This is a genomic window from Streptomyces sp. NPDC031132, from assembly GCF_055570595.1.
The window spans coordinates 23,789-49,653 of record NZ_JBVIGX010000030.1 but is presented as its reverse complement, the minus strand read 5'-3'; the positions used below and the strand labels follow the sequence as shown (position 1 = coordinate 49,653).

At 71.6% G+C, this 25,865-nt stretch carries 19 protein-coding genes and 1 pseudogene; 12 read left to right on the top strand and 8 right to left on the bottom strand.

The genetic code is table 11. The features are described 5' to 3' along the window. Positions 1–37: 37 nt before the first annotated feature. Positions 38–166: pseudogene (locus ACZ49B_RS30990) on the bottom strand (aldo/keto reductase); the annotation flags it as partial. Positions 167–574: 408 nt separating this feature from the next. Here ACZ49B_RS30990 and argG point away from each other — a divergent pair. The 5 genes from argG (at position 575) to ACZ49B_RS30965 (ending at position 7,908) form a co-directional block, all read left to right on the top strand. Next, positions 575–2,023, top strand: coding sequence for an argininosuccinate synthase (gene argG / locus ACZ49B_RS30985; RefSeq protein ID WP_468312178.1), 1,449 nt, complete (start codon positions 575–577; stop codon positions 2,021–2,023). Between the two features lie 122 nt (positions 2,024–2,145). After that, entirely contained in the window at positions 2,146–3,321 is a 1,176-nt protein-coding gene (locus ACZ49B_RS30980) for an epoxide hydrolase family protein (RefSeq protein WP_468312175.1), read from the top strand. A 96-nt stretch (positions 3,322–3,417) separates the two neighbouring features. Further along, complete coding sequence (locus ACZ49B_RS30975; RefSeq protein WP_468312172.1) at positions 3,418–3,762, top strand: effector-associated constant component EACC1; 345 nt, start codon at positions 3,418–3,420, stop codon at positions 3,760–3,762. Between the two features lie 4 nt (positions 3,763–3,766). After that, positions 3,767–6,475, top strand: coding sequence for a VWA domain-containing protein (locus tag ACZ49B_RS30970; protein ID WP_468312169.1), 2,709 nt, complete (start codon positions 3,767–3,769; stop codon positions 6,473–6,475). Then, entirely contained in the window at positions 6,472–7,908 is a 1,437-nt protein-coding gene (locus tag ACZ49B_RS30965; protein ID WP_468312166.1) for an extracellular solute-binding protein, read from the top strand. Before ACZ49B_RS30970 ends, ACZ49B_RS30965 begins: the two co-directional genes overlap by 4 nt. A gap of 10 nt (positions 7,909–7,918) precedes the next feature. Here ACZ49B_RS30965 and ACZ49B_RS30960 read toward each other — a convergent pair whose 3' ends face one another. Then, positions 7,919–8,878 carry a helix-turn-helix domain-containing protein gene (locus tag ACZ49B_RS30960; RefSeq protein WP_468312164.1) on the bottom strand — a complete coding sequence of 320 codons (960 nt, stop codon included), beginning with the start codon at positions 8,876–8,878 and terminating at the stop codon, positions 7,919–7,921. A gap of 128 nt (positions 8,879–9,006) precedes the next feature. Here ACZ49B_RS30960 and ACZ49B_RS30955 point away from each other — a divergent pair, with 128 nt between their 5' ends. Beyond that, a complete protein-coding gene (locus tag ACZ49B_RS30955) occupies positions 9,007–10,053 on the top strand; it encodes a saccharopine dehydrogenase family protein (protein WP_468312161.1) in 1,047 nt (348 codons plus the stop codon). Between the two features lie 48 nt (positions 10,054–10,101). On the opposite strand, the gene ACZ49B_RS30950 is transcribed toward ACZ49B_RS30955, so the two are convergent. Further along, complete coding sequence (locus tag ACZ49B_RS30950; protein WP_468312158.1) at positions 10,102–11,487, bottom strand: hypothetical protein; 1,386 nt, start codon at positions 11,485–11,487, stop codon at positions 10,102–10,104. A gap of 39 nt (positions 11,488–11,526) precedes the next feature. Continuing rightward, a complete protein-coding gene (locus ACZ49B_RS30945) occupies positions 11,527–13,233 on the bottom strand; it encodes a thiamine pyrophosphate-binding protein (protein WP_468312156.1) in 1,707 nt (568 codons plus the stop codon). Between the two features lie 295 nt (positions 13,234–13,528). Here ACZ49B_RS30945 and ACZ49B_RS30940 point away from each other — a divergent pair, with 295 nt between their 5' ends. Both ACZ49B_RS30940 and ACZ49B_RS30935 read left to right on the top strand, forming a co-directional pair. Continuing rightward, positions 13,529–16,393 (top strand): peroxidase family protein, encoded by a 2,865-nt coding sequence (locus ACZ49B_RS30940; protein WP_468312153.1) that lies wholly within the window; start codon positions 13,529–13,531, stop codon positions 16,391–16,393. An 11-nt stretch (positions 16,394–16,404) separates the two neighbouring features. Beyond that, entirely contained in the window at positions 16,405–16,965 is a 561-nt protein-coding gene (locus ACZ49B_RS30935; RefSeq protein WP_468312151.1) for a 2'-5' RNA ligase family protein, read from the top strand. A gap of 23 nt (positions 16,966–16,988) precedes the next feature. Here ACZ49B_RS30935 and ACZ49B_RS30930 read toward each other — a convergent pair whose 3' ends face one another. Further along, complete coding sequence (locus ACZ49B_RS30930) at positions 16,989–17,318, bottom strand: CU044_2847 family protein (protein ID WP_468312148.1); 330 nt, start codon at positions 17,316–17,318, stop codon at positions 16,989–16,991. A 214-nt stretch (positions 17,319–17,532) separates the two neighbouring features. On the opposite strand from ACZ49B_RS30930, the gene ACZ49B_RS30925 reads away from it, so the two are divergent. Continuing rightward, the gene (locus ACZ49B_RS30925; protein ID WP_468312145.1) at positions 17,533–19,716 is read left to right on the top strand and encodes a trypsin-like peptidase domain-containing protein; all 2,184 of its coding nucleotides are present in this window, start codon (positions 17,533–17,535) and stop codon (positions 19,714–19,716) included. A 42-nt stretch (positions 19,717–19,758) separates the two neighbouring features. On the opposite strand, the gene ACZ49B_RS30920 is transcribed toward ACZ49B_RS30925, so the two are convergent. The 3 genes from ACZ49B_RS30920 to ACZ49B_RS30910 form a co-directional block, all read right to left on the bottom strand. Then, positions 19,759–20,682, bottom strand: coding sequence for an alpha/beta hydrolase (locus tag ACZ49B_RS30920; protein WP_468312262.1), 924 nt, complete (start codon positions 20,680–20,682; stop codon positions 19,759–19,761). A 158-nt stretch (positions 20,683–20,840) separates the two neighbouring features. Further along, positions 20,841–21,389, bottom strand: a complete 549-nt coding sequence (locus ACZ49B_RS30915; protein WP_468312143.1) for a DinB family protein — start codon at positions 21,387–21,389, stop codon at positions 20,841–20,843. 15 nt (positions 21,390–21,404) lie between these two features. Further along, on the bottom strand, positions 21,405–21,836 hold the full coding sequence (locus ACZ49B_RS30910; RefSeq protein WP_468312259.1) for a C40 family peptidase: 432 nt from the start codon (positions 21,834–21,836) through the stop codon (positions 21,405–21,407). Positions 21,837–22,165: 329 nt separating this feature from the next. Between ACZ49B_RS30910 and ACZ49B_RS30905 the strand changes: the two genes are divergently transcribed. The 3 genes from ACZ49B_RS30905 (at position 22,166) to ACZ49B_RS30895 (ending at position 25,861) form a co-directional block, all read left to right on the top strand. After that, entirely contained in the window at positions 22,166–23,515 is a 1,350-nt protein-coding gene (locus ACZ49B_RS30905; protein ID WP_468312140.1) for a M14 family metallopeptidase, read from the top strand. A gap of 88 nt (positions 23,516–23,603) precedes the next feature. After that, entirely contained in the window at positions 23,604–25,148 is a 1,545-nt protein-coding gene (locus tag ACZ49B_RS30900) for a carboxylesterase/lipase family protein (protein ID WP_468312138.1), read from the top strand. A 56-nt stretch (positions 25,149–25,204) separates the two neighbouring features. Beyond that, entirely contained in the window at positions 25,205–25,861 is a 657-nt protein-coding gene (locus ACZ49B_RS30895) for a maleylpyruvate isomerase N-terminal domain-containing protein (RefSeq protein WP_468312135.1), read from the top strand. Positions 25,862–25,865 lie beyond the last annotated feature (4 nt).

Here is a 25,865-nt window from a genome sequence, read left to right as displayed (position 1 = left end):
AGTACGCCACCAGCGCGACGCCGAGCTCCCGCGCCGCAGGCAGGATCTCCCGGTCCGAGCCGCGCGTCCACAGGGAGTTCTCACTCTGCTGCGCGGCGATCGGCGCGGTCGCATGCGCCCTGCGCAGGGTGTCGGCGCTCACCTCCGACCGGCCGATGTGGCGCAGCTTCCCCTCGCAGACCAGCCGGCTCAGGGCGCCGACGGTGTCTTCGACGGGGAACGTCGGGGTCTCGGCGGTGGAGGTCGTGCAGATCGATGTGGTCGACGTTCAGGCGTTGCAGTGGTGCTTCGCAGGCGCGCTTGGCGTAGGCCGGGCTCGGGTCGACCCGCCGCGCCCGCGGGCCCTCGCCTCGTCTCTCCTGATGCGGGAGGAGTGCGGCCGCAGTCCAGGCTCCGCCGTGCTCGCGATGTCGCGGCGATCATGCTTCCGGCCCGCCTGGCTCACGGTGGCGCCGCTCCGGAGGTGCGGGAGGGTACCCGCACGAAGGAGCCGGCATCCGGGCCGGCTGGCCGATCGGGGCCGGAGGGACAGGATGCGTTTGCATAGACATGCGTTTAAGTGCATACTCTTCCCATGTCTAAGGTTCTCACCTCCCTGCCCACCGGCGAGCGCGTCGGCATCGCCTTCTCGGGCGGCCTCGACACCTCCGTCGCGGTCGCGTGGATGCGCGACAAGGGTGCCGTCCCGTGCACCTACACCGCCGACATCGGCCAGTACGACGAGCCCGACATCGCGTCGGTGCCCGGTCGTGCGAAGACCTACGGTGCCGAGATCGCGCGCCTGGTCGACTGCCGGGCGGCGCTGGTCGAGGAGGGCCTGGCCGCACTCGCCTGCGGCGCGTTCCACATCCGCTCGGGCGGCCGTGCGTACTTCAACACCACGCCGCTCGGCCGCGCCGTGACCGGCACCCTGCTGGTCCGGGCGATGCTCGAGGACGACGTCCAGATCTGGGGCGACGGCTCGACGTTCAAGGGCAACGACATCGAGCGGTTCTACCGCTACGGCCTGCTCGCCAACCCCCACCTGCGCATCTACAAGCCGTGGCTCGACGCCGACTTCGTCACCGAGCTCGGCGGCCGCAAGGAGATGTCGGAGTGGCTGGTCACCCACGGCCTGCCGTACCGCGACAGCACCGAGAAGGCGTACTCGACCGACGCCAACATCTGGGGCGCCACCCACGAGGCCAAGACGCTGGAGCACCTCGACACCGGCGTGGAGACCGTGCAGCCGATCATGGGCGTGCGGTTCTGGGACCCGTCGGTCGAGATCGTCGCCGAGGACGTGACCATCGGCTTCGACCAGGGCCGTCCGGTGACGATCAACGGCAAGGAGTTCCACTCCCCGGTCGACCTGGTGATGGAGGCCAACGCCATCGGCGGCCGCCACGGCATGGGCATGTCCGACCAGATCGAGAACCGGATCATCGAGGCGAAGAGCCGCGGCATCTACGAGGCGCCCGGCATGGCGCTCCTGCACGCCGCGTACGAGCGCCTCGTCAACGCGATCCACAACGAGGACACCCTCGCGCACTACCACAACGAGGGACGGCGCCTCGGCCGGCTGATGTACGAGGGCCGCTGGCTGGACCCGCAGGCCCTGATGGTCCGCGAGTCGCTGCAGCGCTGGGTCGGCTCGGCGGTCACCGGTGAGGTGACGCTGCGGCTGCGGCGCGGTGAGGACTACTCGATCCTGAACACCACCGGCCCGGCCTTCAGCTACCACCCGGACAAGCTGTCGATGGAGCGCACCGAGGACTCGGCGTTCGGCCCGGTGGACCGGATCGGGCAGCTCACCATGCGCAACCTCGACATCGCCGACTCGCGCGCCCGGCTCGAGCAGTACGCCGGCCTCGGCATCGTCGGCACCGCCCACCCCGAGCTGGTCGGCGCCGCGCAGGCGGCGGCGACCGGGCTGATCGGGGCCATGCCCGAGGGCGGCGCCGAGGCCATCGCCTCCCGCGGCGAGGTCTCCGCCGAGGACGAGCTGCTGGACCGCGCCGCGATGGAGTCCGGCACCGACTGACCGGTTGCTGCCCAGTTGCCCGGTTGCCGGATCGGCCGACCGGCCTGCTGTACAGAACGAGCCGCCCCCGACGCCGCGTCGGGGGCGGCTCGTTCTGCGTGGGACGGCATAGGATGCCCCGCATGCCGGACGTCTCTCCCCGCCCCGAGCCGTTCACCCCGAAGACCGCCCCCGCGGCGATCGAGGACCTCCGCGCGCGGCTGCGCGCGACGCGCTGGCCCGACATGCCCGAGGGCGCCGGCTGGTCGCTCGGGACCGACCTCGGCTACCTGCGCGAGCTCGTCGCCCACTGGGCGGACGGCTTCGACTGGCCGGCGCAGGAGGCGGAGCTGGCCCGGTTCCCCCGCTTCCGCGTCCCGCTCGGCGGCCTCGGGATCCACTTCGCGCACGTCCGGGCCACCGCGCCGGCCGGGCCCGTGCTGCCGCTCGTACTCAGCCACGGCTGGCCGGACTCGTTCTGGCGGTACTCGAAGGTCATCCCGCTCCTCACCGACCCGGCCGCACACGGCGCCGATCCCGCCGACGCGTTCGACGTGGTCGTCCCCGACATTCCGGGCTTCGGGTACTCCGACCGTCCCACCGGCCCACCCCTCGACACCATCGCCGTGGCCGGGCTGTGGGCCGAGCTGATGGGGGTGCTCGGCTACGAGCGGTTCGGTGCGGCGGGCGGGGACCTCGGCAGCCACGTGAGCCGGTTCCTCGCGCTCGACCATCCCGAGCGGGTCGTGGCCGTCCACCGTACGGACGCGGGCCTGCCGCTCTTCACCGGCGACCCGGCGGAACTCGCGCCCGAGGAGCGCGCCTGGATGGAGGGCGTCGCGGCCTGGGGTGCGACCGAGGGCGCGTACGTCGCCATGCAGCGTACGAAACCCCAGACCGCCGCCTTCGGGCTCACCGACTCGCCGGCCGGGCTCGCCGCGTGGATCGTCGAGAAGCTCCGGGCGTGGAGCGACTGCGACGGCGACATCGAGCGGCGCTTCACGAAGGACGAGATCCTCACCAACGTGACGCTCTACTGGCTCACGGGGACGATCGGCTCGTCCATGCGCATGTACCACGCGAATGCCGCGATCCCACTCGCCCAGCACGCCCGCCGGGTCGAAGTGCCCTCCGGCTTCTCGATCTTCGGCGGCGACGTGGTCCGCCCGCCGCGGGCGTGGCTGGAGCGTACGGCGAACGTCGTGTACGCGACCGAGCCACCGCGCGGCGGGCACTTCGCACCGTTCGAGGAGCCCGAGCTCTACGCGGCGGAACTGCGTGAGTTCTTCCGCCCTTACCGGGCGGCAGCGGCCGGCTGAAGTCGCCGGCGCCCGGGCGTGGTCGTTCGTGACCAAAGGGTGCCCCTCCGTACAACGCGCATGTCATGATGCTGAGTTGTGGCTGAGGGGGAGGCTATGGCGAATACGGCTATCCGCGTGCGCCTGACGCAGGGCGCCAGCGAGAGCGACGTCGCGGCGCTGAAGGCATGGCTCGAGCGGGAGCGCAAGCTCGAAGCGCGCAGGGACAGCGGCGAACTGGAGATCCACGAGCGCGCGGGGACGGAGGACGGGTCCACCAGCCCGATGGGGACAGGGATGGACATCGTCCTGGTGCTGGTCGGAGCGGGCGCCTCCACCTTGTTCGACGAAGTGTTCGCGCAGGTCATGAGCGGGGTCCGTGCATGGCGGGAGAACCGCCGTTCCGTCGAACGCGGGGAGCCCCCAGAGGTCGAGGTCGCGCCGGAGAGCGACGGGAGATAGCCCGGTGACGCGCTTCGACCCGCGTGGGAAAGTGAACCGGGCGCTGCTCGTCGGAGTCCCCGAATACGACTTCAAGCAGCCCGAGCACCCCTTCGGAGTGTCGGGCGACCTCGGCGCGGTCGAGCACAACCTCGCCGCACTGGAGCGGGCTCTCCGCGGGGGCGGGATGTTCGCCGAGGACGGGATCACCGTCACCCGGCCGGGCACCGTGGACGAGTTCGACCGGCAGTTGGACACCGCGGTGGGGGAGGCCGAGGGGCTGCTCCTGCTCTACTTCTCCGGCCACGGCGCCGTGCCCAGTACGGGGGACGAGCTCTGGCTGCTGATGCGGCGGGCGACGATCGTCCCGGGCGACGAGTCCGTGTTCCTCGGCGCCGCGCCCTGGAAGGGCGTCCTCACCGTACTGTCCCGCGCCCGGGCGGAGCAGGTGGTCGTCATCCTCGACTGCTGCTACGCGGGCAACGCCTCGGCGGCGTGGAACGCGCTCGGCACCGCCCAGCGACAGCGGACCTCGCTGCTGATGAGCGTCCAGGCCAACAACCGCATCGACGCGGGTGACGAGAACTCACCCACGCCCTTCACCGGTCAACTCGTGCGTTTCCTGCGCGACGGCCTCTCCGAACAGGGCGGCGAAGTCGGCTTCGTTGAACTGGCCCAAGAACTGTGGGCCCACATGTCCGTGCACCACACGACGCTGCGCGGGCCCACCGAGCGGTGGGAGCCGCAGAGCCGCGCGGCCGCCTCGGGCGCCGACGTACTGCTCGCAGCCCCTCCGGACCGCTCGCGTAACGCGCCGCCCTCGCCGAAGCCCGTCTCCGCAACGGGCGGGTCCGACGGCCGGCCGTCTTCGCCGCAATCGCCGGGCCCCGGCCCCGGCCCTACCCCCAGACCAGGAGTGCTGGGCAGGCTCCGCCCCCTCTCCGGCCGGAGGCTCGCGGCCGCGATCGGCGTGCCCGCCGCGATCGCCGGACTCGTCGCCACCGGCATCGCCGCGCTCGACGGAGGGGACGGAGCCCCCTGCAAGCCGCCGCTCGAACTCCGGCTGCTCACCGATCCCGACCTCGAGCCCACCGTCCGCAAGGCCGCGGAGGCGTACCTGACGTCGGCGGAGAACGAGTCGGACGGCGGGTGCAGGCACACGGGCATCACCGTCTACAGCGCCGGAGCCGCTGCGGCCGTCGCCGCGTTCAACCGGCAGTCCGACCCGTGGCAGCGGCCGGTGGCCGACGACACCAACCCGCAGCGCGACATCGGCCCACAGCCGGACATCTGGATCCCGGGCTCGTCCTCGAGCGTCGACCGGGCCCGTACGGCGTCCAGCGAGCGGACCTACGTCGCGCTGGAGGCAGATCCCGAGCCCTTCGCGTACTCGCCGATCGTGCTCGCCGTACCGCAGGACCCGGCGGCGGAGGCGGTCGCCGACCGGGTCGGTCCTCTCACAGCCCTGACGGAGGCGCTCCGGAAACGCGAGCCCAAGTCCGAAATACGGCGTACGGACCCGGAGAACACCGACGCCGGCCTGCTCGCGACCGTCGGCCTGTACGGCGCGGGAGCGCAGGATCCGGCTGCCGCCGAACACGGCGTGGCAGAGCCGGGACCGCCCTCGCGCACCGGCGGGGACCTCCTGTGCACCCTGCCCGACGACGGCGCCGCGGACAAGATCACCACCGCTCTGGTACCCGAGTTCCTGCTCAGAACCGGAGTGGGCTGCGACAGTACGACCCGTGTCCGCCGGATGGCCGAGTACCCCGTCGACGTCCCGGGCCTCACCCCGACGTTCGTACGGGTGCGCTGGCTGGGGCCCGAACCCGAACGGGACAAGGAGGCGCGGGACAACGCCGCGGAGCGGTTCCACGCGTGGCTGACCGGCAAGGGGGCGGCCACGAAGAACGGAGCGAAGACCTCGGGGTCCGCCGTCCGAGGCGGACTCGCCGTATTCGGGAGCGACGGCTTCCGCAGTGCATCGGGTCCTCGCCGGCCCCTCGGCAACGGCGCCGAAGCGTCCGCCGACACCGGTGTCGTCTTCAGCGACTTCGGAGCCCTGGACGACCCCGGCCCGCTCACCGGCCCCGCCCTTCCGCCCGCGATGACCGCGGCGCTGAAGGGCTATCGGGGAGCCAACGGGCCGGGCCGGGTGCTCTTCCTGCTCGACTCGTCCGGGTCCATGGGCAGCCTCTGGGAGGGCCCCGGCGGCGCCCCCGGCATCATCTCCCAGTCCCTCGCCGGGCTCGGAGAGCTGGACGAGTACGGGGTCTGGGCGGTTGCCACCGAGCCGGGCGGCTCCCGCGTGTACAGCGAAGTACTGTCGTTCGGCAAACAAGTGCGCGGCGCGGCCCAGCAGACCATCGCCGCCAAAGCCCAGGTCAAGGACCTGGAAGCCGATCCGGGCAAGGCGCTGGTCGCGGCCCTGGACTTCATGAGGCAGCGCGGAACCGACGACCGCGGTCCGCAACTGATCGTCTACATCACGGACGACGAGGACAACAACCGGCTGGCCGAGGGCGGCCGGCTCAGCACTCTGCTCCTGTCCGCGCGGACGGGGAGGAGGATCCCGGTGGTCATGGCCTCCCTGGACAGCGGCGGCTGCGACAAGGGCAAACCGGACGCGGCCATCTCCGAGGCGAGCGGCGGCCGCTGCCTGGACACCAAGAGCGATCTCGTCGCGCGGCTGCGGGACGAGGTCGCGAGGACCGGAACGGGGGATCAAGGATGAGGCACGGGCCCGCAGGGCGCGCCGCGGCCTTATTGCTCCTCGCCGTGCTGCTCGCCGCAGGGTGCGACGCCGGCGGAACCGGCGGAACCGGCGGAACCGGCGGCGGGCAGAGCGGCGCTGCGGGCGCCGCCGACCGGCCGGGCGACATCGTGCTGGCCAGCGGCCGGGACGTGACCGGCAAGGGCGGCATCCGCCAGCAGTTGATCGAGGAGTGGAACCGGGAGCAGGAGGGCAAGGGTTCCGGCCACCGGGCCCGCCTGGTCGAGCTGCCCGGCTCGGCGGACCAGCAGCGCAGCCAGCTGCTCGGCGCACTGCAGTCCGGCAGCGCCGAGTACGACGTGGTCAACCTCGACGTGACCTGGGTGCCGGAGTTCGCCGCCGCGGGTCTCGTCCAGCAGCTTCCCGACAAGCTGGTCGACTCCGACGTCATCAAGTCCGTCGCCGCCACCGCCCGCTGGGGGGACAAGCTCTACGCGGTCCCCTTCAACAGTGACGTCGGTCTGCTGTTCTACCGCCGCGACTACCTGCAGAGCGCGGGTGTCACGGAGACCGACCTGAGCAAGGGCACCGGCGGCTGGCCCGCCGTCCAGCAGCTGATCCGCGCCCTGGACGCGGCGCGCAAGAAACTGCCCGAGGCCTACGAGAAGGGCTGGACCTCGCAGCTCGACGCGTCGTACGAGGGGCTCACCGTCAACGGCATCGAGGCCTTCGCCTCCGCTTCAGCCTCCGACGGCTTCACCCTCACCGACAAGGAAGGCCGCTACGCCGGTTCCGTGGACGACCTGAAGGCGGGGCTGGACGAGCTGCGCAATCGCACCGAGGCGGCCTACACCCTCCCGGCTTCCGCCCAGTCCGACGAGGCGGACACGCTCACCGACTTCGCGGCCGGCCGTACCGGCTTCCTCCGCCACTGGCCGTACGCCTACCGCACGCTCCACCAGTCCCTGCCCGAACAGAATCTCGGCGTGGCCCCGCTGCCCGGCCGGGCGGTACTGGGCGGCCAGAACCTGGCCGTGGCCACGGGGTCGCAGCGGAGCGTCGCAGCCAGGCAGCTCGTCGAGTTCCTCACCAGCAGGGAGAACGAACGCTGCCTGCTCGACGCGGGGTTCGCGGCCACCAGGATCTCCGCGTACGTGGACGACAAGCTGAAGTGCGAGGCGGCGAAGTCACCCGGCCAGGCCACCGCGGCCCCGACGAGCGAGCGCACCGACCACATGCCACGGGACGTGTACGGCCGTCCGGAATACGCGCGCGGCACCCTGCTGCCCGCACTGGAGAACGCCGTCCAGCGGCCGCGCACCCCGCTCTACGGCGCCTTCAGCCAGACGTTCGCCGCCCAACTGGCCCGGCTCCAGGGCGACAAGCCGCCTTCCGACGAGCAACTCGCCAAGGCCCTGCACGAAGGCCTGAAGAAGGCCCTGCCCCGGGGGTGATCCCGTACAGTCAGCCGACGCGGTCCGGACGGGCACTGCGGAAGGTGCGTCGATAGGTGTCCGGGGGCACGCCGACCGTGCGGTTGAAGTGGCGCCGCAGGGTGGCGTCCGTACCCATGCCGGTGGCTGCGGCGATCGCGCCGATGGTGTCGTCGGTGGTTTCGAGGAGCTCCTGGGCGCGGTGGATGCGTTGCGTCAGCAGCCAGCGCAGGGGAGTGGTGCCGGCGATGTCCGTGAAGACCCGCGCCAGGTGGCGTGAGCTCATGTTCGCCCGGCGCGCCAGGTCCTCCACGGTGAGCGGCTGGTCGAGGCGCTCCATCGCCCACGCCAGCAGTGCGCCGAGGGGGTGGTCGGGGCGCTCGGGCAGCGGGGTGGTGACGAACTGGGCCTGGCCCCCGGCCCGATGGGGCGGGACGACGAGGCGGCGCGCGACCTCGTTGGCGACGGCCGAGCCGTGGTCGAGGCGCACCAGGTGCAGGCACAGGTCCATCGCGGCGGCCTTGCCGGCCGAGGTCAGCACGGCGCCGTGGTCCACGTAGAGCACGTCCGGATCGACCTCCACCTCGGGGTACCTCTCGGCCAGCGCGGCGGCGTGCAGCCAGTGCGTGGTCGCGCGGCGCCCGTCCAGCAAACCCGCGGCGGCCAGTACGAACGCGCCCGTGCACAGGGAAGCCACCCGGGCGCCCGCCTCGTGTGCGGCGCGCACGGCATCGACCAGTTCGGCGGGCGGGTCCGCGTCCAGATCGGCGCACGCCGGGACGATCACGGTGTCCGCATGCACGAGCCGGTCGAGTCCCGCGTCGGGCTCGAGCCGGAAGCGGTCGCCGACCGGTACGGTGCCCGGGGCGCACACGGTGAACTCGTACCAGGGATCGACGAGGTCCGAGCGGTCGACCCCGAACACGTCGCAGGCGGCGGCGAGTTCGAAGTGCGGCACTCCGGATGTGACGGCCAGCGCGACAAGGCTCATGTCCGAAAGTGTACGGGGTGTGGCGTTGCCGCCACTGCCGGCCGCCCGGCCGCCGGAGGCACGATGGCATCCGGTGATCATTCGCGCACGAGCAAGAGAAGCGCGAGCGCACGAGACGGGGGAACCTCATGGGAACGAGTCGAGCGGCAGCGGTAACGGTGTTCGGCGCCTACGGGCACACCGGACGCTTCGTCGTGTCCGAACTGCTGGAACGGGGGCTGACCCCGATCCTTTCCGGCCGCGACCCCGGCAAACTGCGGGCGCTGGCCGACGACTTTCCCGGGCTCGACGTCCGGCCGGCCTCGGCCGACGATCCGGCGTCGCTCGACCGCGCACTGGACGGCGCCGCAGCCGTGATCAACTGCGCCGGTCCCTTCGCCGTGACGGCCGCGCCGGTCATCGAGGCGGCGCTGCGCGCACGGATCGCCTACCTGGACGTCGCGGGGGAGGTGGAGGCCGTCGCCGATACGTTCGCGCACTTCGCGGACCGGGCCCGCGACGCCGGGATCGTGCTCGTTCCCGCGATGGCGTTCTACGGGGGCCTCGGCGACCTGCTCGCCACCGCCGCGCTGGGCGACGCCCCGGCGGCCGACGAGGTGCACCTCGCGTTCGCCCTGAGCAGCTGGCGGCCCACGGCCGGGACGCGCGGGTCCGGCCAGGTCTCGCGCAGCCGGCGCGAGGGCCGGCGGCTCGTCTACGCGAAGGGCCGCCTGGAGCTGCGTACCGACGAGGCGCCCACGGGCCGGTGGACGTTCCCCGCTCCGGTCGGGGACCGGCCCGTGATCGGCGAGTTCACCACCACCGACAGCGTGACCATCGCACACCACCTGTCCGCCCCGGACATCCACACCTGCATGACGCTCGAGGCCGTCAAGGACGTACTGGCCCCGGACGCCGAACCTCCGGAGCCGGTCGACGAGCGGGGGCGCTCGGCGCAGACCTTCCTCGTCGACGTCGTCGTCCGTGCGGGCGGCACCCGGCGCCGTGCGGTGGCCCGCGGGCAGGACATCTACGCCGTCAGCGCGCCTCTCGTCGTGGAAGCGGTCAGCCGCATCCTCGCAGGACAGGCCGGGACGGTCGGGGTGGTCGCGCCCGGCGAGATCTTCGACGCGCACGCGTTCCTGCGCTCACTGGCCCCGCACCACCTCTCGTACGAGCTCGGTCCGGCCGACTGACTGCCGGTCAGCCGGAGTCCTGCCGGATCCTTCGCGGACCGGCTTCGCTCAGCCGTGCCATTGCCGATCGTGGAGCTGGTGGGCCTCGGTCAGCCCGTCGCGGAAGAACCGCTCGTAGTAGGCGGTCTCGACGTGATGGGCCTGCAGCCAGACCCCGGGGACGTGGATCGTGTCGCAGTGTGCGGGGAACCGCCCGTGGGTCTCGTAGATGTACGTGCAGATGTCGCGCGTGCAGGCGATGACATCGGCCGAGTAGTTGCTGGCCTCGCGCAGGTACTGGGCGCCGAACTCGCCCCGGTAGATGCGCTCGAACAAGCCCTCGTCGGTGTAGATGCCCCGCGGGCCGAACTTGTCCGCCACGACTGCGTCGACCGCGTCGTTCATGGTGGCGTAGTTCGGCGGGCACATCGCCTTGATCAGGTGCTCCCCGTTGTGGCGCAGGCCGACGGTGGTCGCCCGCAGCGTGGAGTAGCGCGGGAGCGGCACCTGCCAGCGCAGGAGGTCGGCCGGCCGCCAGCGGGGCGTGGTCCAGTCGAAGCCGAGCATCGGACCGTACGTGGGGCGGAACTTCGGGTCGCCCAGCAGGATCGGCGGGGCGAGCGAGGCATGGATCCATGCCCCGAGCCCCATGGCGTCGGCGGTGAGCATGATGTTCTGCAGCAGCAGGTCGGCCTCGATCTGCGTGCGCATCGCCCAGATCGCGCCCAGCGGGAGTTTGATGTCCTTGTTCAGGAACCCCGACTTCACCCACTTGCCCACGCCCGCCGAGCGGTAGAGGTTCCGGTCGTCGACGATGGCCGGTCGTGCGCCCTCGGGTTGCGTGAGCAGGTACATCATGCCGTTGATGTACTGCCGCGACAGGTCCACCACCGGGAACAGGACGGTGGTGCCCGGCAGGTTCGAGAGGAACCTGTTGGAGTCGAGGTAGGCGGGGAAGTCGCGCTTCCCGTCCGGTACGTCGATGCGGTGGTCGAGCAGCTGCACCTTCGCCTCGGCGGCGCGCGAGCACAGGGTCTCCGCGTCGAAGGTCGCCTGCGAGCCATCGGCGGGGGGAGGCAGCTTGCGCAGGAAGTAGGTGCCGGTGTCGTTGATCAGGAAGAAGTGGGTGCCCTGCGCGTTGTCGGGGCTGCCCGCGGTCCGTCCGGCCATGTTGAGGTTCGGCTTGGCCATGATCGGCTTGCCGTTGCGGGGATCGGCGAAGGGGCGGTCCGGCATGGTGAGGCCGGTGCACCCCGTCATGGAGATGAGGACCGCTTCCTCGAGCTCCGTGAGCGGGGCGCGCGCCTCGGTGGAGGACCAGCTCATCGAGCCGGCTTCGACGGAGCTCCCGCGGCTGACCCGGTGGGTGCGGCGGCGCCAGATCGACGTGATCAGCGGGCGGTTCAGCAGGGCGTCGAGCCCGGTGTGGCGGTGTGTGTTCGTCAGGTCTGTCATGCTCCTGCCCCTTCCGGTGGCAGCCGAGCCGGCCGGCGGTCAGTCGCGCAGACGTGCTTCGATGGTCTCGACGAGACCGGCGATGACGCCGTCGGGCGAGGGGCTGTAGTGCGGGACGGCCCAGCGGGTGATCCTGGCGTCGATGACGGTGGGCCGGCCGGAGGCCAGCGCCGCGCGGAACGCCTTCTCGAACTCCTCCAGCGTCTCGACGCGATAGCCGTCGGCGCCGCACGCCTGCGCGTAGGCGGCGAAGTCCGGGTTCTGGAACTCGACCAGCCCCGTCTCTCCGTAGGTGGTGAGCTGGAAGAGTTTGATCAGCTTGAACTCCCGGTCGTCGAAGATGACCCAGATGACGGGGATCTCGTTCTCGACGGCCGTCATCAGCTCGAATCCGGACAGCGAGTAGCACCCGTCGCCGCAGCCGACGACGACCGTCCGCTCCGGGTGCGCGACCTTCAGGCCGATGGCGCCGTTGACATGGCCGGCCATCGGTCCGAACGAACCGGCCTTGCGGAAGTGCTGCCCCTCTTCGAGCTCCACGTAGTAGCCGAGCCAGGCCAGGTGCGCGCCCGCGTCGGCGAGCAGGACGGCTTGTGGCGGCAGCATCCGGCCGATCGCCTGGGCGAGCTCCCCGGGGTGGATGTGCCCCGTCAGGTGGGTGATGTGCCGGGCCTCGTAGTCCCGGCCGTCGACTTCGGCCCGCGGGACCTCGCCGACCTTCCCCTCCAAGGCCTCGACGAGCGCCGCCACCGCCAGGCGCGCGTCGGACAGCAGCGCGTGGTCGGGCCGGTAGGCCTTGTGGAACTCGGCCTCGGAGATGTTCACATGGATGAGCACCTTGTTCTCGAAGAGGTCTTCGCGGTAGTTGAACGTGGCGTGCTGGTTGAGGGAGTTGCCGATGCACAGCACGACGTCCGCCTCGCGGAAGGCCTTCCACGCACTCGAGTGGCCGCTGTCGGCGAAGACGCCCACCGAGAGCGGATGCCCCTCGGACACGATGCCCTTGCCGTCCAGCGTGGTCAGCAGCGGAATCTGGAACCGCTCGATCAGCCGTTTGACCTCCGCTCCCGCTCCGCTGCGGACGGCGCCGAAGCCGACGAGCGCCACGATCCGCTTCCGCCCGGTGAGGGCGTCCGCCAGTACCGAGGCGATCTCCTCCACGCGGGCCGGATCGGGCACGACCGGTTTGACGTCGAGCCGGACGTGCCGGAAGTCCGTGACCTCGATGCCGTGCTCGGTGAGGTTCTCGGGTACGTGGATGTGGACCGGCCCCGGTCGCCCCTCGAACGCGGTGTTGACCGCTTCCTCGAGGACGTCGCACGTGTCGGCGGGATCCGTGAGCAGGAAGGACTTCTTCGTCGTGGCCGCGAACATGGCCCGCGAGTCGGGCGTGCGGTTCAGTCCGGAGGTCTCGTTGAGAGAACCCCATCCCTGCCACTTCATCGACGCGTATCCGGAGACGGCGAGGACCGGGTAGGAGTCGGACATCGCCACGGCCAGCCCGGAGAACAGGTTGAACGCACCGGGCCCGGCCGTCGCGAAACAGAAGCCCAGCCGGTTCGTGTACATCGCGTAACCGCAGGCCATGAAGGACGCGGCCTGCTCGTGCCGCGTGATGATCGGCCGGATCTGCTGCGAATGCTTCAGCGCCAGCATCAGGCCGGCGGCGTTCTCGCCGGCGCCGCCGAATGCGGCCTGGACCCCGATGCCTTCCAGCCCCTTGACGATGGCCTCGTAGACTCTCATCGGCACTCCCTCGTCCGTGCCCTGCCGCATGGGGCCGAGGACGACGATCCGATGCCGTGCTGTGCCGTCATCCTGCATGTCAGTCTCCCCGCGCAGACCCGTTCGGGCTGATCGCACGGGTCCGTTCGGGTGAACAGGCCCGTGAGCGGGAACGCAGCGCGACGGTCGGCCCGCGACCGCGATGTACCCGTCTGCATTGCTCCGCGCGACGTAGCCCCGCCGGTGGGTCAAAGTTGCTGCGTGTGACGAAGATGCCCGCGGCCACCGTCATGGGCAGCCGTTCTAAGGGGCACAGATGCACGAGATCGGGCAGTACGAGCGCTACGTGGGCGGCGACCCCGAAGCGGAACGGCTCGTCTTCGAGCGGCTCGCCCGTGAGCTCATGCGGGTCCAGCTCAAGGCCAGGAAGCGCAGCGGCGCGGCGGGCATCGAGCGGGCCTTCCACGCGAAGGCCGTCCTCGGCGTGGAGAACGCCCGGCTGGAGTTCGTCCGGGACCTGCCCGAGGACCTGCGGACCGGCTTCGCGCGTCCTGCGGCCGCATACCCGGTCACCGTCAGGCTGTCCAACGCGAACGGCGCCCGCATGCCCGACCACGCCCCCGACCTGCGGGGAGCGGCCCTGCGCATCGAGGTGGGGCCGGACGAGGCCCACGACCTCCTCATGACGAGCTTCCCGGTCTCCCATGCGCGCAACGCACGCGAGTTCGTCGAATTCGCCAAAGCCATGGCAGGTGCCGATACGACGCTCCGCAAGGCGTCCGCACTGTTCCTCACCCTGCCCCTCGCGGTCGGCTGGTCCACGGCCGCGCGCATGCGGCGCAACGTACGCGCCGGAACCAGCCGCACCGTACGCAGCCTGGCGCTGGAGACGTACTGGAGCCGCGGGGCCATCCTGTGGGGCGATCAGGGACCCGTGCGCTACCAGTTGCGCCCCGCCTCGAACGCGTCACCGGCCCCGAGCCCCTCCCGTACCGACCCCGACCACCTGCACCACGAGCTCGCACGGCGCCTGAAGAAGGCGGACGTCGTCTTCGAGCTGTGCGTCCAGCGCTACGTGGACGCCCGCCGGACGCCCATCGAGGACGGTGCGGCCGAGTGGAAGGAGGAGGATGCGCCCGTCGTCCGGGTGGCGACGCTGACGATCCCGCGCCAGGACATCGACAGCGCCCAGGCACGGGCCGCCGCGGTGCGGGTCGACCAGCTGGTCTTCAACCCGTGGAACACCACGGAAGAATTCCGTCCCCTGGGCAACCTCAACCGTGCCCGCAAGGTGGCCTACGAGGCCAGCAGCGCCCACCGCCTGGGCCACCGCTTCCTCACCACCGAGCCGCACCGCAACGCCGTGCTGGGCGTGCCCCTGGACGCCGCTTTCCAGGCCCTCAACCGGTTCGTGCCCTGGCACCGGCTGCCCACCCGGCTCGGCCTGCTCAACCTCGTGACGCTGCGGCAGGCGCTGCGCCGGCACAACCTCATCGACACCGAGGTCCACGAGGCTCCGCCCAGGGCCCAGCCGGTGCCGGCGCCCGTCGACGAGCAGATGCGGACCGCACGGAGCTACGACGGCACCTACAACGACCTGTCCGCGCCGAAGATGGGGGCGGTCGGATCGACCTTCGGCCGCAACCTCCCACCCGTCTACCGGCCCGACCTGTTCGACACGCCCAACCCGGTCACCGTCAGCAGGGAACTGCTGCAGCGCGACGCGTTCATCCCCGCACGGTCGCTGAACATCCTGGCGGCCGCCTGGATCCAGTTCCAGGTGCACGACTGGGTCAACCACAAGCGCTACCCGACCGGTACGAAGAGCGTCGAGGTGCCGCTCCCGCCCGGTGTCACCTGGAGCAACACCCCGGGCGGACGGCCCGAAACGGTGATGCGCTTCGCCGAGAACGAGAGTCTGGGTGCCGCCGGCGGCGAAGCACCGCCCATCCTGTTCGGCAACGCGGCCTCGCACTGGTGGGACGGCTCGGAGGTGTACGGAGGCACCAAGGAGGCCGGAACCTCCCTGCGCGAGCCGGACGGCGGAGCCGCGCTGCGCCTGGAGGACGGACACCTGCCCTTCAGCCCGAACGGCTTCCCCCTCACCGGCTTCGCGGAGAGCTGGTGGCTCGGCCTGAGCGCCATGCACACCCTCTTCGCCCGGGAGCACAACGCGGTGTGCGAGGCGCTGCGGCAGGAGTACCCACAACTGAACGAGGACCGCATCTACCACACGGCGCGGCTCGTCGTCTCCGCCCTCATCGCCAAGATCCACACGGTCGAGTGGACGCCCGCGATCCTCGCCACCGAGACGATCGACATCGGGCTGAAGACCAACTGGCAGGGACCGCCCGAGAACTGGCTCACACAGCTGGGCCTGTGGCTGTTCGAGGCGCACTCGCTGACCGGCATCCCGAAGACCCTCCCGGACCACCACGCCGCGCCGTACTCCCTCACCGAGGACTTCGTCACCGTCTACCGCATGCACCCGCTGCTGCCGGACGACTTCGAGATCGTCGACCACCGGCTCGGCCGGAGGCTCGACACCCTCGGGTTCAACGACCTCCAGGGCACCGCGGCGCAGCCGCTCATCCGCAAGACCGGCCTGGCCAACTCGCTGTACTCGCTCGGCATCGCCCACCCCGGCGCGATCACCCTGCACAACTACCCCCGTGCCCTCCAGGCGTTCGAGCGGGACGGCGAGGTGATCGATCTGTCCGTGGTCGACCTGGTGCGCACCCGGCGGCGCGGTGTGCCGCGGTACAACGACTTCCGGGCCGGACTGCACAAGCCGCGCCTGCGCCGCTTCGAGGACCTCTCCTCCGATCCGGACACGGTCGCCCGGCTGAAGGAGGTCTACCGTGACGTGGACCAGATCGACACCATGGTCGGGCTGTTCGCCGAGAACCCGCCCCAGGGCTTCGGCTTCAGCGACACGGCCTTCCGCATCTTCATCCTGATGGCCAGCCGGCGGCTGCAGAGCGACCGTTTCCTCACGGTCGACTTCAGGCCCGAGGTCTACACGCCGCTGGGCATGGACTGGATCGAGCGCAACGGCATGACGAGCATCGTCCTGCGGCACTGCCCCGAGCTGGCGGGCCTGCTGCCGCGCACGGCGAGCGCATTCGCGCCGTGGCGCCCGGCCCCGGTGCGCAGCTCCTCGGACGGAGGCCGCGGCTGATCGGCGCAGTGATGGAGGTGGCTCCCACACCACGGACCGCCGTGGTGTGGCTGCCCCCGGCCGGGTCGTGGCCCGTCATCCAGAGCATCCGTGAGGTGCACGACCCCCAGATCCGCCGCTGGCCGCCCCACGTGAACCTGGTCTTCGGCTTCGTCCCCGAGACCGACTTTGCGGCGGCGGCCCCACTGCTGGCCGCTGCCGTCGCCGAGACGGAGCCGTTCGCGATCCGGCTGAGCGGGGTCCGTACCTTCCGGCACCGTGCCTACGCCACCGTCTGGCTCGACCCCGCCGCGGCCGGCCTCGCTCCCTGGACGGCGCTCCAGCGTGCCCTGACGGAGCCGTTCCCGCTCTGCGGCGGGCGGTTCCCGACCTTCACACCGCACCTGTCACTGGGCCGCACCCACGAGCCGCGGCGTCTGGCCGAGGAGTGCGCTGCCCGGCTGGGCAGCCTGCCGGCCCGGGTCGAGGAGATCGTCCTGCTCTCCCGCCGCGGCGACGAGCCCATGCGGCCCCGCGTCACGATCGCCCTGGGCACGGGCGCAGTCCGCTGGCACTCCGAGCCCCACCGGTGACCGGTGACCGGTGGGCATGCCGGTCACTTCGTCGAGGACGGGCCTTCGCTCGTCCACCGGACCGTCACCTTCACGTGGGCGTTGGCTCCGGTCTTGGTGATCACGGCCCCGGCCTGGACCGCGAGGTCGACGCCGAACTCGACGGTGATCGCATCGGGGCGGGCCTTGCGCAGCTGATCCAGAGTGGCGCGCGCCGCCTGCGTGATCGGCTCCAGGGCCTCCTGCAGGCTGCCCGGCAGCTCGTGGACGACATCACCGAGGCGACCGGCCTTCACCGGTCCCGCCCAGCCGGCCGGGGCCTCGATCAGAAGGCTGCCCCCGCCGTCCAACGGAATCCGCGCGAGAGGTGTCAAGACTCCTCCTCCGCCTGCTGCGCGGCCTCGGACTGCCTGCTGTGGGGTCTCGGCCAGCATGGCCGGGAGCCGGCACGTGCCGCATCCGGGGTGGGCCGTACGCATGAGCCGCCCTCCGGTCCGACGACTCGAGTGGCCCCGTACTTGTTGCGGAGCGGGTCCCACGGCTGCTCCCTGGAAGGTGACCTGTTCGACGACGGAACGGTGGATCCCCATGCCCGAGCTGCCGGAGATGGACGAAGCACGCGGGGCGCTCGAGCGGCAGCAGGCTGCGGCGAGCCGGCGCTACCGCGACGCGAGCAGTACGCGCCGTACCGTGGAAGAGCGACAGGCCGAGGGGACGCGGTTCCCGGACTCGGCCGAGCACGTGGCCGCGCGGGCCGGCAGGCTGATCGACAGGGGCGGGGTCCCGGCCTCGGCCCTGGTGGACGGCGTTCGCGCGGCGGCGCTCACCGAGGCGGACGCCAACGAGCGCATCATCAACATCGCCAACGAGTCACAACCGTGGAGCTTCCTGCCACGGGGCGCCCGCGCCGCGGCCACCGTCGCCCGGATCTCCGTCCGCACGGAGGGCCGCGAGCAGCCGCACGGCACCGGATTCCTGGTCTCGCCCCGCCTGCTGATGACCAATCAGCACGTCCTGCTGCACGAGGCGTTCAGCCAGCGCTGCTTCGTCGAGTTCAACGTCCAGAACACCGTCGACAACACCCCCGACGCGGCCGTCCGCTTCGCACTCGATCCTGCGGCCTTCTTCGTCATGGACAAGCACCTCGACTTCGCGCTGGTGGCCGTCGCGCCGGCAGCCGACGGCCGCCTCCCGGGTGAGATGTTCGGCTGGAACCGCCTGAGCATCCAGCAGGGCAAGGTGCTCCTGGGCGAACGGGTGAACGTCATCGGCCACCCGGGGGGCCGGTTCAAGGAGGTCGCGTTCAGGGACAACACGATCCAGGACCGCCTGCCCGAGTTCCTCCACTACACGACCGACACCGAGCGCGGAAACTCCGGATCGCCGGTGTACAACGACCAGTGGGAGGTCGTGGCCCTCCACCACAGCGGTGTGGCGAGGGAGGACGGCCAAGGCAACAGGCTCCTCAAGAACGGCAGCATCGCACGCCCCGGCGACCCCGACGACGCCATCGACTACGTCGCGAACGAGGGCGCGCGTGTCAGCTCGATCCTGAAACATCTCGCCGCGCTGCAGCCGGAACCCGAGGAGCGTGCGCTGCTGGCGGAGATGGGGCCGGAGTCCGGCCTCCAGCAAGGCCCCGCCGTCGAGGCGCCCGTCACCACTCCCGTCGCCGCGCCCGTGTCCGCTCCGGTCCCTGCTCCGATCTCCGCCCCGATCCCGGCCCCGGTGGCGAGCCCGGCCCCGGTGGCGAGCCCGGCCCCGGTGGAGACTCCGTCCCCGCTCCCCGTCGGGGGCTCACCGCACGAAGCGGCCGGCCCGGGCGGAAGCGTGGTGATCCGCAACGGTCTGCCCGCCCGCGGCACTCCCTCCGCCGGCGGACGGCACCTGGTCTTCCTCCACGGCCGCAGCCAGCACGAGCACGAACCCGAGGAGCTCCGCCGTGGCTGGACGGCAGGGCTGAACCACGGGCTCACGCGCGCCGGTCTCCCCACCGTCGACCCGGCGGACGTGTGGTTCCCCTTCTACGCGGACCGGATCATCGAGGCGATCAGAAGAAGGGAGAGCGCCGGAGGCCGCGAGGCCGTCTCCACCCCCGCCCCGTTCGAGGAGCTGAACGGCCACTCGGCCGCGGAGGCCTTCGCCGCCGAGTCGACGACGGGCCTGTACGAGCAGCTCCTCCTGCAAGCGGCGGCGGAAGCGGGCATGCCGCAGGACGGCGGTACGGGCGACGAAAGCCTCGGGAGTGCACTGGCCGCACGTCTGCGCCGGGCGGTGAGCTGGCTGGCCGCCACGACCGACATGGACGCGTTGGCCATCGCCACCCGGTTTCGCGACGTCGATGCGTACCTGGACGACCGCGCCGTCCGTGAGGCAGTCCTGACCAGCGTGCTCGACACCCTGCCGACCTCCGGTGAGATCGTCCTGGTCACCCACAGCCTTGGCACGGTCGTCGGGATGGACCTCGTCCACCGGCTCCCGGAGCGGCTGGACGTCTCACTGCTCGTCAGCGCCGGCAGCCCGCTGGGGCTGGACACGGTGTACGGCCGGCTGCTGCCTCCCGGACCCAACCTGTCGGCCAGAGTGCGCCGTTGGGTCAACGCGTGGTGTCCCACCGACACGGTCGCCCTGGGCTGCCCGCTGGGGGAGACCTGGGGCAAGCTCACCGACATGGCCGTGGAGAACGCGAACGGCAGGGCGCACAGCATCGAGGAGTACCTCGCCCACTCCGAGGTCGCCGCGGAGATCGGGCACGCGATCGGGCGTACGTGAGGAGCCCGGCGGGGGCGGTCCGCGGCGCGACGTCCGGTGGGGTCATCGTCCGACGATCCGCCGGAGCCAGCGGGAGCGGGCGTCGCGGGCTTCCTGGCTGAGGGCCGCCCGCGGTGCCAGCGTGTCGAAGCCGTGGAACGCGCCGGGCCATACGTGCAGTTCGGCCTCGCCGCCCGCCTGCCAGATCGCATCGGCATAGGCCACGGCCTCGTCCCGGAAGGTCTCGGCCGACCCGACCTCGACGTACGCGAAGGGCAGCCCGGACAGATCCGTGGCGCGCGCAGGGGCAGCGTAGGGAGCAAGGCCGGCAGCGCCGTACCGGTCGCCCAGCAGCGCCTGCCACGCGGTCGCGTTGGAGGTCCGGTCCCAGGGGTCGAGTCCGGCCATCTGGTGGCCGGAGAACGAGTTGTTGCGGTCGTCGAGCATCGGGCTCAGGAGCAGTTGGCCGATCGGGGCCGGCCCGCCCCGGTCGCGGGTCAGCAGGGCCAGTGCCGCGGCGAGACCACCGCCGGCGCTCTTCCCCCCGACGACGATGCGGTCCGCGTCGAGGCCCAGCCCGGCCGCGTGGTCAGCCGCCCAGAGGAGTCCGGCACGACAGTCCTCCACGGGTTCCAGGTACTGCGCCTGCGGCGCCAGTCCGTACTCGACGGACATCACCGCGAGCTGCAGCGGCAGCGCCCATTCGCGCAGCAGCCGAGGAAGGACGGACCATGCATTGCCCATGACCATTCCGCCGCCGTGCATGTAGTACAGGAGCGGCAGCGGCCCGCTGATCCCGGCGGGCCGTGCACTGACGAGGGTGACCTCCCTCCCGTTCCGGGGGCCCGGCACCCGTATCTCCTCCACCTCGAAGCGGCCGCCGGCCCGGAGCTCTGGAGCCGTCGGCCTGGGCCGGGCCGAGGCATCGCGCTCCTGCCTGGCCGCGAGGCCCTCCAGGGTGACCGGCTCCTTCGCCCCCTCGCCCATGGCGGCCAGCGCGGCACCCAGCTCCGGGTCGAAGGGAGGCGCGTGCCGAGCCCTGGGGACAGGGCCGTGTTCCCACGGCTCTCCACCGACATCCACGCAAGGACCTCCCCTCGGGGCCGGGATGCCCAGCGGCATCCCGACCCGGACAGCTTGCCAGGTCACATCCCTGTCGCGCCGTCGATGCCCTCGCGGAGGAGGTCCGCATGACCGTTGTGCCGGGCGTACTCGGCGATCATGTCGACCATGATCCTTCGCAGTGAGATCGGCTCGCCGGTCCTCTTGCGGATCCCCGTCTCGTCCAACGAGGCTGCGGCGGCAGTGATCTGCCGGGACCGGTCGCATTCCGCCCGCCACACGGCGAAGGCCTCCTCGACGTCACCGTCCAGGCGGTCGAAGTCCTGGTCGGGGTCGTCGTCGGAGTAGTAGAGCAGGGGGACGTCCTCGTGAGCGAACTGGATGCGGAACCACCAGCGCTCGACGCCGGACAGGTGCCGGACCAGGCCGTGCAGGGACAGCGCGGACGCCGCCACGGCCTTCTCCGACAGCTGCTCCGGGGACAGGCCGGCGCACTTGAGCTCGAAGGTGGCCCGCTGCCAGTCCAGGACCGCGCTCAGCGTTTCCCGCTCGCCGCCCACGTCAGGCGGAGCCGTGCGGGTGTCGCCGTTCCATCGGGGTGAGTAGTGCCGGGGCGCGGGTGCATCGCTCATCACTCCGCCTCCTGCTCAGGTGGCACGGGTATAGCGGACGTTTCCGCTCCAGATGCGCTCGAGCCGGACGCGCGTGCCCGGCCGTGGGGCGTGCCAGATCTTGTCGTGACCGGCGTAGATTCCCACATGTCCTATGGTCGCGCCTGCGGGGAAGAAGACGAGATCGCCCGGCACGCGCTGAACGCGCGAGATGTGGCGCGTACGTTCATATTGTTCATCGGCCGTACGGGGAAGCTTCCGGCCGGCCTTTCTGAAGGCGTAGAGCGTGAGGCCCGAGCAATCGAATTCCCTCGGCCCCGTCGCTCCGTAGACGTACGGTGCGCCCCGCTTGGAGGCGGCAATTGCGACGGCCCTGGCGCCGTACGGTGAGGCCGCCTCGGCTTGGGCGGCGGGACCGGTGAAGTTGGCCAGCGAGATTATGAGGAAGAACGTGAACACCGCGGCGATGCGGCGGTTCGGCAGGTGGCCGTTTGCAGGTTTTCGGTTGTCCGTCCTGGTGCAGCTCAATCGTGATACCTCCGCATTGCTTTGCTGAAACAGTTCCGGGTGAGGTTCTGCGTCGGTGACATGCGTATTGGCTCTCGATGGCGGACCAGTTTTCTCCGATAGGCCGGAAGTTGCGACTACCGGACACGGCTTGCAGCATCTCGGTTGGGTAAAATAATCGAAGTTTGTACTTATGGATGATGTTCCGGACAAGCGCCCGGAGGAGTGGTCCACCGGCTTGCTCCGGGCGGGCGTGACCTATCGATCACCAGGGCCGTTGCCATCACGTCGTGACCGTTTCGACCGTGCTGGAGCCCCCTGTGCCGTTCCACCGGCTCGCTGTCGCCGCATCGGCCTTGGGCCTCGCCGCAGTCGCCTTCGCCGTACCCCAGACGGCCGTCCCTGCCCGAGCGGCCGACGGCGCACCCCGTACGGGGTTCGAGGCCACGCACGGGGCGCGCTGGACCACGGAGGCCGAGGAGCAGGCTGTGCTGGACGCCGTCGAACGGCACGGCCAGGGCACGGGCCTACGGCGCATCGGCACCACCCCGCGCGGCCGCCCGCTGTGGCTCGTGAGCCTGGGCAGCGCCCGTGCACCGGTCACCGTCCTCCTGGTGTGCAGCCAGCACGGCGACGAGCCGGCGGGACGCGAGGCCTGTCTGACCACCGTCCGCGACCTCGCGTACGCCCCCGACCCGGCGACCCGACGCCTCCTGGCGCGCACCACGGTCCTCGTCATCCCGACCGCCAACCCGGACGGGCGGGCCGCCGCCACCCGGGCCAACGCGGACGGCACCGACATCAACCGCGATCACCTCGCCCTGACTTCGCCCGAGGCACGCGCGGTCGCCGCCGTACTGCGCGACCGGCGCCCCGACGTCGTCTACGACCTGCACGAGTACCGGTCGACGCCGCGCACGCACGACAAGGACCTCTTCGACCTCTGGCCGCGCAACCTCAACACCGACCCCGGGGTGTACGCGCAGGCCCGCGCGCTGTCCGCGGCCTTCGTACGGAAGGCGGCGCACGCCGCCGGGTACTCCACCGGCACGTACGGCATCTGGACCGACCCCGTCACCGGCGCCCCCGTCCAGCAGACCGCAGGCGACGAACAGGAGCGGATCCTGCGCAACACGGCCGGCATCAAACACGCCGTCACGCTGCTGATCGAAAGCCGCATCGAAGCGGCCGGCGACGCGGAAAGGGCCGACCCGGCCCTCAACCACCGGCGCCGGGTGAGCTCCCAGCTCACCGGCCTTCGAGGCCTGTTCACCTACCTCCCCCGGCGCGCGGGCGACCTGGCAGCGGTAACGGCTTCCGCCCGCCTGGCCCGATACCAGGACGAGAGCCCGATCCTGCTGGGCGGCACCGACGAACGGCCGGCGACCGAGGACGAGACCCTGACCGATCCACCCTGCGGCTACGGCCTCACAGCCACCCAGTACGCCGAGGTCGGAGACCGTCTCGCCCTCCATGGCGTACGCGTCGTACCCTCCGCCGCCGGCGGGGCTGCGTTCGTGCCGCTGCGCCAACCCCTGCGGGCCCTCGTACCCCTGCTCCTCGACGGCCGGGCCCGGTATCGGCTGACGGCGGGAGAGCCGGTGCAGCGGTGCCAGGGGGTGTCCGCCAGGCATGCGTAAATCGTTGGCGCCGCATCCGGAGACGGCGGATGATGCGCAGGGTCCGGGGCCGCCGTGAGCCCTGTCGACCCGCCCGAGGGGAACTGTGATGACCGCTGCCGCGTACGAGTCCTCCGAGCCCGGGCCCGGGCCCGAAGTCCACGCGGCCAGTGGGGCGTTGCGCGGGACCCGGGAGGCGGGCGTGGCGGTCTTCCGCGGCATCCCGTACGCCGAGCCCCCGGTCGGCGCCCTGCGCTTCGCCGCGCCACGGCGGGCGGCGGGCTGGAGCGGGACACGGGAGGCGGTCTCGTACGGTCCGCCGCCCCCGCAGGCCGGTGTGTTCGGCATGGACGCGCTGGCGCAGGACGCCGCGGGCGACGACTGGCTCACCGTCAACGTCTGGTCGCCCGACCCTGGCCCGGACGCCGGGCTGCCGGTGATGGTGTGGATCCACGGCGGTGCCTACGTGATCGGCATGTCGGGCCTCCCTGAGTACGACGGCGGCCGGCTCGCGCGGGACGGCGGCGTCGTCGTGGTGACGTTCAACTACCGTGTGGGCATCGAGGGCTTCGGGCAGATCGAGGGGGCTCCCGCGAACCGGGGACTCCTCGACCAGATCGCCGCACTCGAGTGGGTGCGCGACAACATCCGGGCGTTCGGCGGCGACCCGGACCGCGTCACGGTCTTCGGCCAGTCGGCGGGGGCGGGATCGGTCGCCGCGCTGCTGGCGACGGACCGGGCAACGGGGCTGTTCCGCCGGGCCGTTGCCCAGAGCGCGCAGGGCACGTTCTTCTCGCCGGAGCTCGCCGCGGACATCACCGCCGCCTGCGCCGCCGAGCTGGGACTGCGGCCCACGGTGGCCGGCCTTTCCGGCGTTGCTCCGCACCGGCTGACCGCCGCCGGTGATGCGGTCAGCGCCAAGATGGACCGCTGCGCGCATCGCTGGGGCCTGGCCGCGCACAGGTCGATCCCCTTCTCACCCGTCGTCGACGGTGACGTCCTGGCCGTCACCCCGTGGCAGGCCCTGACCGACGGCGCCGGCCGCGATGTGGAACTCCTCGTCGGCCACACCCGAGAGGAGCAGCGCCTGTTCACCGCCCTCGACGGTCTGCTGGGCCAGGTGACGGACGAGCAGGCGGCCGGCGCCCTCCGCCTCTTCGCCCCGGGACCGGACGGCGAGCGCCGCTACCGCGAGGCCTTCCCGACGGCGAGCCCGGACGAGCTGTACGAGCTGGTCCATTCCGACTGGCTGTTCCGGATGCCGACGCTCCACCTCGCCGAGGCCCAGACGGCAGCCGGCGGCCGAGCGCACGTCTACGAACTGACCTGGCCCGCCCAGGGCATGGGCGGCGCGTTCGGCGCCTGCCACGGCCTCGACGTACCGCTCGTCTTCGGCAACCTGGACCGCGGCCAGCCGGCCGTGCTGATCGGCGAGGCGCCGTCCCCGGAGGCGGAGGCCCTGTCCGCCCGGATGCGCGCGGCCTGGACCTCGTTCGCCGCCCACGGCGACCCCGGGTGGCCCGCGTACGAGACCGGTCGACGCCTCGCCCAGCTGTTCGACACCCGACCGGCCGTCACCGCCTATCCGGAAGAGCGCTCCCGCCTGATCTGGCAGGACCACACCTTCCCGGTGTTGCCGCTGATCGGCCGGTAGTGTCCGCCGGGGATGCGGAGTTGTCCGGCATTCCGGCTCCGCACTACCGTGCCGGTGTGGATCTCTTCTCACGCTCTTGGACGGCGTTGCGCACGGCGGTCGCGGCGCTCCCGGACGAGGCCTTCGCGCAGCCGTCCGGCTGCGCCGGCTGGCTCGTGCGGGACCTGGTGTGCCACCTGGTCATCGACGCGCAGGACGTCCTGATCACCCTCGTCACCCCTGCCGAGGCAGAACCGACCGTCGACGCCGTGACCTACTGGAACGTCGCGGACCGGCCGCCGACCGGCGAGGATCCGCTCGACGCGCTGATCGTCCGGCTGGCTGCCGCGTACGGGGAACCGCGCCTGCTCACCTTCCACCTCGACGACGTCGGCTCCGCCGCCGGACGCGCCGCGGAACTCGCCGACCCCGGCGCACGGGTGAGCACCCGCGGCGAGGTCCTCACCGTCGGCGACTACCTCACCGCGTACGTCTTGGAATGGACGCTGCACCACCTCGACCTGATCGTGCACCTCCCGGACGCGGCGGAACCGCCCCGGGAGGGTCTGGCCCGGTCCCGCGCGATGCTGGAGGAGATCGCCGGCGCGGCGTTCCCCGCGTCGTTCACCGACAAGGACGCCCTCCTCATCGGCACCGGCCGCCGGGCCCCGACCGAAGCGGAGCAGGCCGAACTCGTCGGGCGGGCCGCGAAACTGCCGCTCGTCCTCGGCTGACACG